The sequence below is a fragment of the Shewanella loihica PV-4 genome (assembly GCF_000016065.1).
GTDB classification, from domain to species: domain Bacteria; phylum Pseudomonadota; class Gammaproteobacteria; order Enterobacterales; family Shewanellaceae; genus Shewanella; species Shewanella loihica.
The window spans coordinates 534,681-546,020 of record NC_009092.1 but is presented as its reverse complement, the minus strand read 5'-3'; the positions used below and the strand labels follow the sequence as shown (position 1 = coordinate 546,020).

General features: G+C 54.4%; 13 protein-coding genes. 6 read left to right on the top strand and 7 right to left on the bottom strand.

Going from position 1 to position 11,340, the window contains the following annotated elements; all coding sequences use genetic code 11:
• Positions 1–89: 89 nt before the first annotated feature.
• On the bottom strand, positions 90–518 hold the full coding sequence (locus tag SHEW_RS02510; RefSeq protein ID WP_011864295.1) for a hypothetical protein: 429 nt from the start codon (positions 516–518) through the stop codon (positions 90–92).
• 277 nt (positions 519–795) lie between these two features.
• Between SHEW_RS02510 and SHEW_RS20065 the strand changes: the two genes are divergently transcribed.
• From SHEW_RS20065 to SHEW_RS02485, 5 genes are all read left to right on the top strand, one after another.
• Positions 796–1,200: an ArsR/SmtB family transcription factor gene (locus SHEW_RS20065; protein WP_011864294.1), complete on the top strand. Its 405-nt coding sequence runs from the start codon at positions 796–798 to the stop codon at positions 1,198–1,200.
• Between the two features lie 10 nt (positions 1,201–1,210).
• Positions 1,211–1,459: a thioredoxin family protein gene (locus SHEW_RS02500; RefSeq protein ID WP_011864293.1), complete on the top strand. Its 249-nt coding sequence runs from the start codon at positions 1,211–1,213 to the stop codon at positions 1,457–1,459.
• A gap of 27 nt (positions 1,460–1,486) precedes the next feature.
• Positions 1,487–2,503, top strand: a complete 1,017-nt coding sequence (locus tag SHEW_RS02495; protein WP_011864292.1) for a permease — start codon at positions 1,487–1,489, stop codon at positions 2,501–2,503.
• A 92-nt stretch (positions 2,504–2,595) separates the two neighbouring features.
• Positions 2,596–3,213, top strand: coding sequence for an excalibur calcium-binding domain-containing protein (locus SHEW_RS02490; protein ID WP_011864291.1), 618 nt, complete (start codon positions 2,596–2,598; stop codon positions 3,211–3,213).
• 36 nt (positions 3,214–3,249) lie between these two features.
• Complete coding sequence (locus SHEW_RS02485; protein ID WP_011864290.1) at positions 3,250–4,521, top strand: hypothetical protein; 1,272 nt, start codon at positions 3,250–3,252, stop codon at positions 4,519–4,521.
• A gap of 121 nt (positions 4,522–4,642) precedes the next feature.
• Here SHEW_RS02485 and SHEW_RS02480 read toward each other — a convergent pair whose 3' ends face one another.
• The 6 genes from SHEW_RS02480 to SHEW_RS02455 all read right to left on the bottom strand — a co-directional run bounded on the left by SHEW_RS02480 (position 4,643) and on the right by SHEW_RS02455 (position 10,121).
• A complete protein-coding gene (locus SHEW_RS02480; protein ID WP_011864289.1) occupies positions 4,643–5,455 on the bottom strand; it encodes a hypothetical protein in 813 nt (270 codons plus the stop codon).
• Positions 5,456–5,457: 2 nt separating this feature from the next.
• Entirely contained in the window at positions 5,458–6,624 is a 1,167-nt protein-coding gene (locus SHEW_RS02475; protein ID WP_011864288.1) for a BamA/TamA family outer membrane protein, read from the bottom strand.
• Positions 6,625–6,913: 289 nt separating this feature from the next.
• The gene (locus SHEW_RS02470; RefSeq protein ID WP_011864287.1) at positions 6,914–7,318 is read right to left on the bottom strand and encodes a hypothetical protein; all 405 of its coding nucleotides are present in this window, start codon (positions 7,316–7,318) and stop codon (positions 6,914–6,916) included.
• A 134-nt stretch (positions 7,319–7,452) separates the two neighbouring features.
• The gene (locus SHEW_RS02465) at positions 7,453–8,493 is read right to left on the bottom strand and encodes a tetratricopeptide repeat protein (RefSeq protein WP_041406323.1); all 1,041 of its coding nucleotides are present in this window, start codon (positions 8,491–8,493) and stop codon (positions 7,453–7,455) included.
• An 87-nt stretch (positions 8,494–8,580) separates the two neighbouring features.
• A complete protein-coding gene (locus SHEW_RS02460) occupies positions 8,581–9,882 on the bottom strand; it encodes a HipA domain-containing protein (protein ID WP_011864285.1) in 1,302 nt (433 codons plus the stop codon).
• A 2-nt stretch (positions 9,883–9,884) separates the two neighbouring features.
• A complete protein-coding gene (locus SHEW_RS02455; RefSeq protein WP_011864284.1) occupies positions 9,885–10,121 on the bottom strand; it encodes a helix-turn-helix domain-containing protein in 237 nt (78 codons plus the stop codon).
• Positions 10,122–10,947: 826 nt separating this feature from the next.
• Between SHEW_RS02455 and SHEW_RS02450 the strand changes: the two genes are divergently transcribed.
• A complete protein-coding gene (locus SHEW_RS02450; RefSeq protein WP_041406321.1) occupies positions 10,948–11,322 on the top strand; it encodes a hypothetical protein in 375 nt (124 codons plus the stop codon).
• The last annotated feature ends 18 nt before the right edge of the window (positions 11,323–11,340 follow it).

The following is an 11,340-nucleotide window of genomic DNA, read 5'->3' as shown; positions in this document are numbered from 1 at the left end:
TGATTTGGCCAACATGATCGGCCCTAACACTTAAACCAAGCTTAATCTGTCAAACGCCATCCAGGGTCAGTCACCAAAGAGGGACGGCGCTAGAAACGAAAGGAGAGATCCACGCCCACATAACTGCCGCCCGGCTCGGGCTTGACCACAGGGCTAAGCAGATAGCCGTCTGTCACATAGGCGCCGATGGCTGCCCCCAGGGTGTGAGACGCGGCGTCCAGCAGGGCTTCGCTGGCGGTGTTGGTACCCTTGTCATACTCATGATATTGCACCAGGATACCGATGGCGGCGCTGACGGAGAAGCCCACCCAGGCCCTGTCATACTGAGGTGTCCAGGCATCCGATGCCCACACCAGCGCCCCGGCCATGGCGGCGCCTCCGGCGGCGTGACTCGCCTCACTGTTAAAACCATTGCTGGCCGACGCCTGGGCGCTATACAGGCCAAGCCCTATTAACAGAGCAGGCAGTAACAGAGCGGGTCCCAATGTCAGCCCCTGGGATAGTTTGAGTGCCTTCATCTTAATTCCTTGTGATCAGCATCTGTTCACTCTATCACCAAGTGGCCGAAGTACAAATTTTCGCCGCATCATCAAACGCACTCACACAGTGGGCCAGGCAGAGTTGCACAAACTGCAAATCTACTTCACTCAGATTGCAAATCAGCCAGGGCTCACAAAGCCTTCTGCAGTTGACAGGCCCATCACAAACCCGAGCTAAACGCTTGATATAAAGCTGACTCACCCCAGAACATTTGGCTATTATGCCAAATGAAGGCTCCACTTTTTGAGGCGCACCATGAAAGCAACGACGGCTCAGATCCAGACTCAAGCTCAGGCCCAGACTCATACCCAGAGCCAGCAGCGGCTCAACAACCGCGCCGCCCTGCTCAAGGCGCTGGCCCACCCGACCCGTCTCTGGCTGGTTGAACAGCTGGAACATCAGGAGCGTTGCGTCTGCGAGCTGACCGATGGCGTCGACGCCGACATATCCACCGTCTCCAAACACCTGGCGCTACTGCGGCAGGCGGGCATAGTCGCCAGTCGTCGCGTGGGCAAGCAGATCTACTACCGTCTGGAGACGCCTTGCCTGCTCGGCATGCTGAGCTGTATCGAAACCGCCCTTGCGCAATCACCCGGCTGCTGCGCCAAGTCATTAGCAGCCAAAACAGATAAAGCCAAAGCTATTCAATCCGTGAGATAAGGGGAAACAGATGAAGATAGAAGTACTCGGCAGCGGCTGTAAACGCTGCACTAACCTCGCCAGCGACATCGCCAGGATCGCCGATGAGCTTAACCTCAATATTGAGCTGACCAAGGTGACCGACATGGCGCAGATCGCCGCCTACGGCGTGATGTCGACCCCGGCCATAGTGATCGACGGTGAGGTGCTGGCCGCCGGCCGCCTGCCCAGCGAAGAAGAGCTCGCCCAGCTGCTGACCAAGATTAACAAGGTGCAATAGCGCCTCAGTCACCTCTAGGGAGGCCCCATGCTAGCCTGGTTTACCCAACTCGCCGATCTCTTGGTCTACGATCTGCTCGGCCTCTCCAGCCAGAGCGCCGCCGGGCAGGCGCTGCACTTCTTCGTCGAAGACACCAGCAAGATCTTCGCCCTCTTAGTGGTGATGATCTACCTGATCGGCTGGCTGCGGGCAGCGCTTAATGTCGAGCGGGTGCGCGACTATCTGGCGGGCAAGCCTAAGCTGCTGGGTTATGGCTTGGGGGCCGGCTTTGGCGCCATCACCCCCTTCTGCTCCTGCTCCAGTATTCCCGTGTTCCTCGGCTTTACGACGGCGGGGATCCCCGTGGGGATCACCATGGCCTTCCTGCTAACCTCGCCGCTGATCAACGAGGTGGCCATCTTGCTGCTGTTTAGCCTGCTGGGGGCCAAGATCACCCTGCTCTACGCCCTCACCGGCATCACCATTGGCATGCTCGGCGGTGCCCTGCTCGACCTACTGCATGCTGAGCGCTGGCTACAGCCCCTCGCCGCCAACGCCTACCGACGCGGCGCCACCCAGACGCAAACCACAGCTTCAGCATCTGACACTTACACGCCAGACGAGAGCACGCCCGGCATAAGCTGGCGCCAGCGTCACCAGTTCGCCAAGCAGGAGACGCTCACCATCTTCGGCCGCGTGTGGAAATGGGTGATTATTGGGGTAGGTATCGGTGCGGCGCTACACGGCTTCGTGCCCGCAGGTTATCTTGAAGCCAACCTGGGCGACGGCCAGTGGTGGTCAGTGCCCATCGCCGTACTGATGGGCATCCCCCTGTATGCCAATGCCACCGGGGTGATTCCGGTGCTGGAGAGCCTGTTGATCCAAGGCGTGCCCCTGGGCACTACCCTGGCCTTCTGCATGAGCACGGTCGCCGCCAGCTTTCCCGAATTTGTCATGCTCAAACAGGTGATGCAGTGGCGCCTGCTGGCCCTGCTGTTTGCCCTGCTACTGGTCGCCTTCACCCTAATGGGTTGGGTGCTGAACCTGGTCACCATTAGCGGATGACAAAGCAGGAGCATTCGCGATAGCATAGACGAACAATATTGCTTAGCCGCTGAATCAACAGGCAAATAATTCATAAAAGGACTATCTTAGCCATGGAAAGAGGCACCCTGGTTCGCTGGAACGATGACAAAGGCTTTGGCTTCATCAAGCCGAACACGCCCAATGCCCAAGATGTGTTTATCCATATCTCGGCCCTGAAACAGATGGCCAGAAAGCCTGTGGTGGGCGACGAGATCATCTACCAAAGCCAGCAACAGAGCGATGGCAAGATAAAGGCTGTCAAGGCCAGCATTGAAGGCGTCGCCGTGGTTTCAGGCATAGCTTCGGGGAGGGCTTCTGGCCTCGCGAATAAACCGACTCGCCCGCAACATAGAGACCATACGCAGTCGTCCCACTATTCTCATCGCCGCTCCGGCTCACGCCTGCAGCGGATGATCTTCATTATCATACTCGTGAGTATTGGCAGCTTCGCCATTAAACAATATCAGGCACTCAACGCCACGCCTGTCGCCAGCTTCGAAGAGCTCCCCGCCGTAGAGGCTCAGGAGTGGCAACCGGCCACCCCCAAGTTTCGCTGCGAAGCAGGCAAGATACATTGCAGCCAGATGAGCTCCTGCCAGGAAGCCAAATTCTACCTCCGCAATTGTCCCGGCACAGAAATGGATGGTGATCATGATGGCATTCCCTGCGAAAGACAGTTCTGTGGCTAAGTCTCTAAAACTTCAATAAACAAACAAGGATGTAAGATGAAACAAGGATGTCTGATCATCGGCCTAGGCTTAGGCGCGATGACAATAAACGCTAACGCTCAGCAGTGTAACCTCAGCATCACAGGCACAGTGCCCGAAGGGATTAACCTGGATAAGCTGGTCGTCTCCACCTACAACAAGGAGCTGCCGGTCACCAGCCGTGACTTTTCCCTCTGCGCCAGCAAGCAAGATCTCCAGGTCGTCGGCCGCCATAGCCCCAGGAATACCATCTATCTGATGGATAAGAGCGGCGCCATCCCCAGAGGCATCTATACCGCCGAGGTGTTTGTGCAGAGCAAGGCGATAAACTTAGGTGCGACCTCTACCCTGACCAAACAAGCCTGTGACCTGCGCTGCGGCTACTATGCCAGTCAGAGGATCCAGGCATCCCATGGCCTGCAACAACTAGCGGCGCAATACCGGCAAGTGCCCGCAACGGATAGCAAGGCGATTGCTGCCTTCTACGCTAAGCACAAGACGGCACTCACAGATCTCTACTTCGATGGCATAACGCCCAAGACCATGGCACCGATAGATAGCAGCGCTTTCTGGGTCGATCCCTATAGCGGTGCGGGCCTCTACTTCGAGTCGCCAGCCAGCCTGCTCAGCGGCACCTACAGCGAGTATGTCGGCACCAAGATCAGACAGGCGCGCCAACAGGATAAGGCCGTTGCCGAGGTGGTAAAACAGCATAAGGCCTCACTCCAAGGCCTGATGAAGGGCTTCGACAGCTGGCAGGCCCGAGGGGACGCCATCGCGGCGGTAACCGATGAGCTTAAGGCGAGCCAAGATCCGGCGGCGACTGAGGTGGCGCAGATCTTCATCGACGGATACCAAGCAGCCGAGGCGACCCTCAAGGCATACCTCGCCAACGACAACAAGACGCCTATCGCTTCGCTCACCCAGGCCGACAAGGCATTCGAACTGCTGCTGGCCGACTGGACTGTCGCCGCCTACACCCACAGCAAAGATAAACAGGCCTTCTCGGCGCTGTTCAGCGAGCAGTTTAAACTCAAGCTACCGATCAAGGATCGTGAGTTAGACAAGGCGCTGAGCCGCCTGATAGACCTGCCCAGCCATCTGAGTAAGATGTCGCTCGAGCAAGGCTACCAAAACATTCAGGTCGAATTTAAAGATGCCTTGCCCAAATCAAGCGAACGCTATGACTTTAAGGATGCCCTGCACAGCGTCAGCTTTGTGTATGAGAAGGGCGCCTGGCGACTCGATAGCGTCAGCCAGCTGCCGATCGCCCACTACGAAACCAACTAGCAGGCTCTTGGGTTAAATTAGTCGCTTAAGCTAGGCGTTTATCTTGGGCGTTTATCTTGAGCGTTTATGTTAGGCGTTTATCTTGGGCGCTGAGCTTGGATTAGGAAAGAAAGCGGGCGACTCACGCCGAGGGGGCCAAGTCGCAACTTGAGCTGTAATGGTTCAGCTCGATAAGGCCCTGCAGCAAGATGCCGTGATAGCGCGCCTTGATCAGCTGATAGTCCAGCTCGGGAGCGAAGTAGTAGGTCACCTCTTCGGCACCAGTCTGTTCCACTGGCACCAACATCAATTGGCCCCAAGGCGCCACTTCGGCGGCTTGCGGAGCCTTAACATAGAATTGATAGGGCTCCATGGCATCTGACGCCTGACGAACCAGGGCAAACTGGTGCCTGCCCTGCATCAATAGCCGGCGCATCTCTATCGCCAGGGTGTCCACATCCCGCAGGGCATTGTCTTTGGAGTGATAGTCGGTCACCTCACCATCCAGATCCACCCGCGCGGCGCGGCCATTCTGACTGAAGCGCACCTGCATGTCTCTGGCGCGAAAGCCGCTCACCTGCTGATGAAACGCCTGGGTGATCCACTCCTCTGTGGTCTCCGACCAGCTGAGTTCGGCCCGCTGCCGATAGCGGGTGCCAATGCCTAAGATGCTGGCCTCACTGTTTGAAGTCACTACCGCGCGTTTGCCCTGCCACTGCTCGGTGCGGCTCATGGTGCCCGTGTGTATGCCGCTGAGATAGATATCGTAATCCGAGCGGCGAGTACACTGTGGCTTTTGCTTAGGGGCCGCATCGATAACAGCCTTGTCTTGTGCATCACGGATCTGAGTCTCGTCCGCCTTCGCGCACTGGCTCAAAGCCAGGGCCGCAACAACGGCCGAGGCGACAAGCATAGGCTTGGCGTTAACACACAAGCGAACAGGCAGCACTGTCATGGCTAGAAGACTTCGTTGACGTTGAGGTAGAAGTTGGTCTCGTTCTCGCCGACACCCACATCCAGACGCAGGTTGATGTTGTCTTTGATCTTAAAGCGGAAACCTGTGCCGTAAGAGGTCAGCAGCTCATCGTTAAGATCGCTCACCTTGTCGGCCACGCTACCCACGCCGCCCCAGAACACCATGCCGTAACGCTGGAAGATAGGCAGACGGTACTCGACTTGGCCCATCATCATCTGCTTGTCACGGTAGCGGCCCTTGATGTAGCCGCGCATGGCGCTGGAACCGCCAAGATCCGGCAGCATGTTCCAGGGTACATCGCCGCTGGTGAAGTGGCCCTGCACCTGCCAGGCGATTAGGCCAGGCATCTGGCTAAGCCATGAGGTGGTGCTGAGATCGATATAGTTGGCCAGCTCGAGGTCATACTTGGCGAAGCTGTCGTACTCGCTGTTTTGATACAGGCCCGCATCGAGCTGGAACAACCAGCCCTTGGTGGCGTTGAGGCGGTAGTCGCGGGAATCATAGATGCTGGTGACCACCAGGCCGGAGCTGAAGTTGCTTGGCAAGATGCCGTCGGATGGCAGGGGAATATCACCCTCTACCCGAGTGAACTTGTCGGCACTGGCGTAGGTGAAGTCGACGCCCACACCAACAAAATAGTTGTCGGCCACCTGGGTCATCCAGCGCGGCGTGAAGCTGTAGAGCTGCTCGTCGAACTCATGGTGATTGCTGTCGATGTTACCGTCTGCTATGCCACGGCCGTAGTAGACAGACGCCTCGTTATGCAGCTCCAGCCCCAGCAGCAGACGCTGCTTGCCGCCGTTGAAGAAGGTCATGTTTTCCACTTCGACGCCGTAGGAGTTGTTCATCGACACGAAGGAGTTCAGCACCAAAGAGGAAGGTTGCTCCTCGGGCGCCGCGCCATCTGTCTTATACAGGCCCACCATCAGGAGGCCCACGCCGAATTTCTTCTCAGGCGTGTAATAGGCGGTCGGCAGGTAGCTCATGTCTATGGTCTTGCTCTCGTCAAACTCACCGTCGGCGCCGAAGACGTCCAGGATCTCATCGACCCAGGTAGGCTGCATATCTTTTGGCGTTTCAATCAGGGGCTCTACGGCGGCGGCCATTTGAGAAAAGGCCAGCAGGGACAAGCATAAAATCCGTTTCATAAACACTCTAATGATTAGTCAGGAAAAATAAGATGTTAGGAGTTATGGGGCTGCGTATTTGTTGCCGTGTTAAACAGCAGCAACCGCAAGCCGAGCGGCATTTTAACACCCCAGCGGGTTTCAACAACGACTTTTTCGATTAACAAATGTTCAGCAAACTGGAAACACTTAGGTTAAGGCGAGCTGCAGGGACAATGGCTAGCACTGAGTAACTAGCAGCAAAGAATTGGTATTAAAGGATTAGCGATTAAAGATAGGCGGCGCGCTCGAAAACGCGCCCAACGAGGGATTAACGTACCCAGCGCATCAACTGATTGGCGTCTTGCACCGCGAGTTGGCGCTTAACCAGCTTGCCCGAACCGTCAAACAGCAGGAGTTCGGCGGCACCCGCGCGGTATTTGGCGATCAGCTGCTCACCCTCAGGGGTGCCGACTCTCGCAAGCAGAAACAGTACATTATCGCCCAGGTGGCCCCGCGCCTCGTTCATCTGCTCTGTCTGAGTATGGCTCACCGCCAGATTAGGGTCGTAGACAAACACCAGGGCTGGCGTGCCCTTGCCTATCTCCTCATGGGTCGCCTTAAAGCCCTTGGGCATCATCATAAGCAGCAGCGCGATCAGGCCCACCACGGCCAGACTCACCCCAATCGCCATCCAAGGCCCACGCTTAGTCCCATTTAAATGCTGATTTCCCATGCCACTCGCTCCCTTTGATAACCATTCCAGACACAAAACAGTCACCATGCTACCCAAGCAAGCTGAGGCAAATCTTAAAAATGGGTAATTGTTCTGGTTAAAGCCGATCGTTAGCACAGAGGCCAGATAAAGGATTAGGCCGCGCTGCGCAGATGCTTAAGGTTATGTAACATGGCGAGCACCCGTGGCGTCATTATCCTGTGGGCGGTTACCCTGGCCGACTCCTGCGCCTGCTGCAGGGTGCGTCTGTCCAGCAGGGTCGCCAACCTCTGGCTGCGGGCCATGGGAATGTCGGACTCAGAACAGGCCGCTGCAATATAGGCCCAACGGTAGGCATCGACCAGTTCACCGCGATCCTCAAACAGCATAGACAGACGATACTGAGCGGCCGGCAATCCGGCCTCTGCTGCCAGCAGATAACTCTCGATGGCGCGATCCAGATTGGCCGCGCTTTCAGCTTCTGCACCCGCATCTAAACCAAGACCATGCTCCAACATGTAACCCAAGTTAAGCGCCGCCAGCATATCGCCCTGTTCAAACGCCCCCGTGAAGCAAGCCAGCGCCTCGCCGTGGCGCTGCGCCTTGGGCACCTCGATTGGCCAGTCCTCTGCTAAGCCAGAATCTCCTATACATGAGTTGCCATCGCCTGTATTTACAAAGCCAGTATTCATAAAACCAGGGTCACGCAGCAACATCAGGCCGCGAGCGGTAGTGGCGCGTATGATGCCCCCTTGCTCCGCCGCCTCAAACAGTGTCAGCGCCGAGCGATACTCCGGCGCCCCGCCCAAGCCCATGAGCTGCATCATCCCCAGATGATAGGCCGCCTCAACATCCTGCTTCTTCAGCCAGGCCTTCTGACACCAACGTTTCGCGCTACGCACACTCGACCCCACAGGCGTCACGCCGATGCAGGAGAGGTTGTAATGAAACCAGGCCTCCTCTGGCGGCAGATCTTGCCAGGCCTCGAGCAGACGCTGATAACGGCGGGGATGCTTTTCGCCATACTCCTTCGCGCTCGGCGCGTCCCAGTAGATGAACAGGCGCTCAAAGCCCTGCAGATCGAGCCAGCCCGGCATTATGGTCGGCTTACGTCGCCCCTCGATAAAAAGCATGACGGCAACGAGCAACGCCAGCGTCACGGCGATCACCAAAACCGGCATAAGATCTTCATACATGTTGTGTATCCATACCATAGCTCCACTTAAGGAAATTTGTCCTAATCATTAAAAACAGCTCGGCTGATGCCGATGGCCTGTTAAGGGTTAAAGCTCAATAGCCTTGATTTCAGGAGCGATCGCCGAATAACGTTCGCATCTGGCCAGCAGTTGTGCCTTATATGCCTCCACAAAAGCCTGCTCATCTTCGTCCAAGTCTTTGAGCATGGCGATGACACCATTAATTTCGAGCCTTATCTTAGCCACCATCTTATCCAGGCTATTTACGATTAAGGCTCTTGGTAATCCCACCTCTTCACTAAAGGCGGCAAGTTGATAGGCATAGATCTTATTGGGATCGAACTCATCATCTATCGCCATTGCCAACTCTTGTTCAAAATCCTCATATAAGGCCACGCAAACGAGGTCATACCAAGGTGTAGGTAACATCCCGTTAGGCGTCATAAAAAACGAGTAGTTTTTCCCATGGGCATCGGCATTGCCACTCAATAAATTGAACAGCGTCCACCGCAACATATCCTGCTTGGCTGCAGCCGGATTAATACATTGATTCGCAAGACCAAACAACCTTGGCAGGCTGACACCTTCACGAATATCCCTGACATCCCGTCCACTACCAAAGTTACGTTCATATTTCTTGTTGACGCTAAAACCAAGTGCTTGGCAACTATCGATAATGTGCCGCCTCTGCACCCTGTTTTCATCGTCCAGATAGCGACGATCGAAACGTTCGACACACAAGGATTTATACTGGCCAAAACAACGAATTTCGACATTCGCGACTTTCAAGGCCAGCGCCTTAGCCAAGCGCATAGTAAGGAACTCGTTGATGACCAGATGCGGATGCTGTTCAAACTTCAGGATATGTGTCGATGACAGTGCTCCTTCACCGAAGCCAAACTCCTCACCATTAAAGAAGAGATTTAACTTTGACTGTACCCCAGCCACCGACAGCCTGGGTCTACCATCCCAAATCTCCATCGGCCAGAACTCAGGATCTTCCAGTCGCTGAACGATCTCATCGTCACTGATAGTCCGGAGTGTTGTCGGTGGAAATGCAGAACCTTTAGAAGAAAAGGCGATGGCACCCGCAGTATCTAGGCCAATGGCCCGGATGAGCGCAAAGGTATTGCCCTTTGCAACACCAAGCGATTCAACAAGGTAATCGAGCCCCTTATTCTCAGGCAGCAAATTAACCAGAAACATGGCAATTTGCGTACTGCTACCCGAGCCATCCAAAGGGATCGTAGGTGATAATGGAAAACCGCTTTGCTGCCAGGCTTGAGTGTAGCTGACCGCAAAACGCTCATCGCTTGGATCAAATGACAACGCGCCGATAAGCTGGTCACCAAGTAGCATATCTAACACAAGGATTGGTGATTCGGCCATGGCTAGTACCACTCACTTGAGCCGGCATCTGACTTTGACTCGACAGCGAGCCGAATCCCCAGACCATCAAGTATCTTGAATACGGTAGAGATGTAGACATCTTCGCCCTTCTCGACACGAATCAAGGTTTTCTTAGTGACACCGCACAACATTGCCGCCACCTCTTGAGTCAGCGCCGCTTCCTTCCTGCGGGTTTTAATCAGTAATCCCAACGAATCTTGGTTTAACGAGGAGCTCATAAGATCACCATAAAGTGTACTTTGCTACACTTTAGCCACGATAAAGGGATGATTCAACATAAAAGTGTAGCAACATACACTTTTTAAGTATTAACAAGACCGATAGAGCAAAAAGTGTAACATCATACACCTTTCATCTGTTCGGGTTAGCAAATGGGCCAAAAGTGTCATTTGTTACACTCTCAGAGTCTCTAACACCGCAAAACATCATCGACACTAATCTGACGGCTCCCGACCATTTCGAAGCGGTGCCTTGTTCACTATTGCCTTGCGCGGCGGCGATACTGTAGGATAAGTTAATGTTTTGTTGTTAAAACAATATTTAAGCGCTTACTAAAGTATGCGAATGAATGTCAGGGATGGCGCCGCTCTCACCAGAGAGACGGCATAAGGCAAGGACAGCTTTCACACCTCACCTCAAACTCCCCTCTCTGGCTCTGGCTCAGCCAATCTGCATAGTTTTTGACCTTGGATAAGGTTTTATCTGCGACAGAATGATAGCTTTAACATTGTTTTTATTAGCATTAATTGGATATTACGCGCTCTGGAATAGCTAGAATTTCGGGCGGTAGCGATGCCTATGACAGGGATGACAGCCCTGATGCTGTTTTGATACCTGATGCCAAGCTACGCTTGGCGAAAGTCGTGGTGTTCCACACCACACCGGGGGAAAGGGGACCGTTTCGACAGGCAATTGCGTCCATGCAAAAGTGCCAGCTCACCATCCATGGTTCGCGCTCATAAACGCTCTACGAGCAATCGCCCTTATCCAATCCCTCAACGCTCCAACGCACCACTTGAAGGCATTTTCAAAGGAATGAGTTTGATGCACGAAATCAAAGTAAACCTGTATGACTGTCAACACTGCTCGGGGACAGGTACCTGCACCAACGGCAAAGATAATTGTTCATGTGAAGCCTGTGCCAAGAAGAACGAACTCCCTTTCTGGCGTAGACAAAATCAGCATGGACTGATGTGTGGCTCATGCGGTGGCATAGGTAAAGCTGAGCCCCTAACCGAGCGAATGAACAAACGAATCGCCCCCTTGCTGGCTATTGCTATTGTAGTAATCCTATTAATCATCATTGCTGAGGCAGCAATTTTTGAAAATAAGTACTTCTCAGAAATTCTTGCCTTTTCTGGTGCCATCATAGGCTCTGTCTGCGGTTTTTACTTCTCTTCCGTCAAAAATCAAAACTAACTAATAGCAACTTCAATT

Excerpts from the sequence above, each read along its gene's own strand:
- SHEW_RS02490 (WP_011864291.1), top strand. The coding sequence starts at position 2,596 with ATGGAAAGAGGCACCCTGGTTCGCTGGAACGATGACAAAGGCTTTGGC.
- SHEW_RS02450 (WP_041406321.1), top strand. The coding sequence starts at position 10,948 with ATGCACGAAATCAAAGTAAACCTGTATGACTGTCAACACTGCTCGGGG.
- SHEW_RS02460 (WP_011864285.1), bottom strand. The coding sequence starts at position 9,882 with ATGGCCGAATCACCAATCCTTGTGTTAGATATGCTACTTGGTGACCAG.
- SHEW_RS02510 (WP_011864295.1), bottom strand. The coding sequence starts at position 518 with ATGAAGGCACTCAAACTATCCCAGGGGCTGACATTGGGACCCGCTCTG.
- SHEW_RS20065 (WP_011864294.1), top strand. The coding sequence starts at position 796 with ATGAAAGCAACGACGGCTCAGATCCAGACTCAAGCTCAGGCCCAGACT.
- SHEW_RS02465 (WP_041406323.1), bottom strand. The coding sequence starts at position 8,493 with ATGTATGAAGATCTTATGCCGGTTTTGGTGATCGCCGTGACGCTGGCG.
- SHEW_RS02475 (WP_011864288.1), bottom strand. The coding sequence starts at position 6,624 with ATGAAACGGATTTTATGCTTGTCCCTGCTGGCCTTTTCTCAAATGGCC.
- SHEW_RS02480 (WP_011864289.1), bottom strand. The coding sequence starts at position 5,455 with ATGACAGTGCTGCCTGTTCGCTTGTGTGTTAACGCCAAGCCTATGCTT.
- SHEW_RS02455 (WP_011864284.1), bottom strand. The coding sequence starts at position 10,121 with ATGAGCTCCTCGTTAAACCAAGATTCGTTGGGATTACTGATTAAAACC.
- SHEW_RS02470 (WP_011864287.1), bottom strand. The coding sequence starts at position 7,318 with ATGGGAAATCAGCATTTAAATGGGACTAAGCGTGGGCCTTGGATGGCG.
- SHEW_RS02495 (WP_011864292.1), top strand. The coding sequence starts at position 1,487 with ATGCTAGCCTGGTTTACCCAACTCGCCGATCTCTTGGTCTACGATCTG.
- SHEW_RS02485 (WP_011864290.1), top strand. The coding sequence starts at position 3,250 with ATGAAACAAGGATGTCTGATCATCGGCCTAGGCTTAGGCGCGATGACA.
- SHEW_RS02500 (WP_011864293.1), top strand. The coding sequence starts at position 1,211 with ATGAAGATAGAAGTACTCGGCAGCGGCTGTAAACGCTGCACTAACCTC.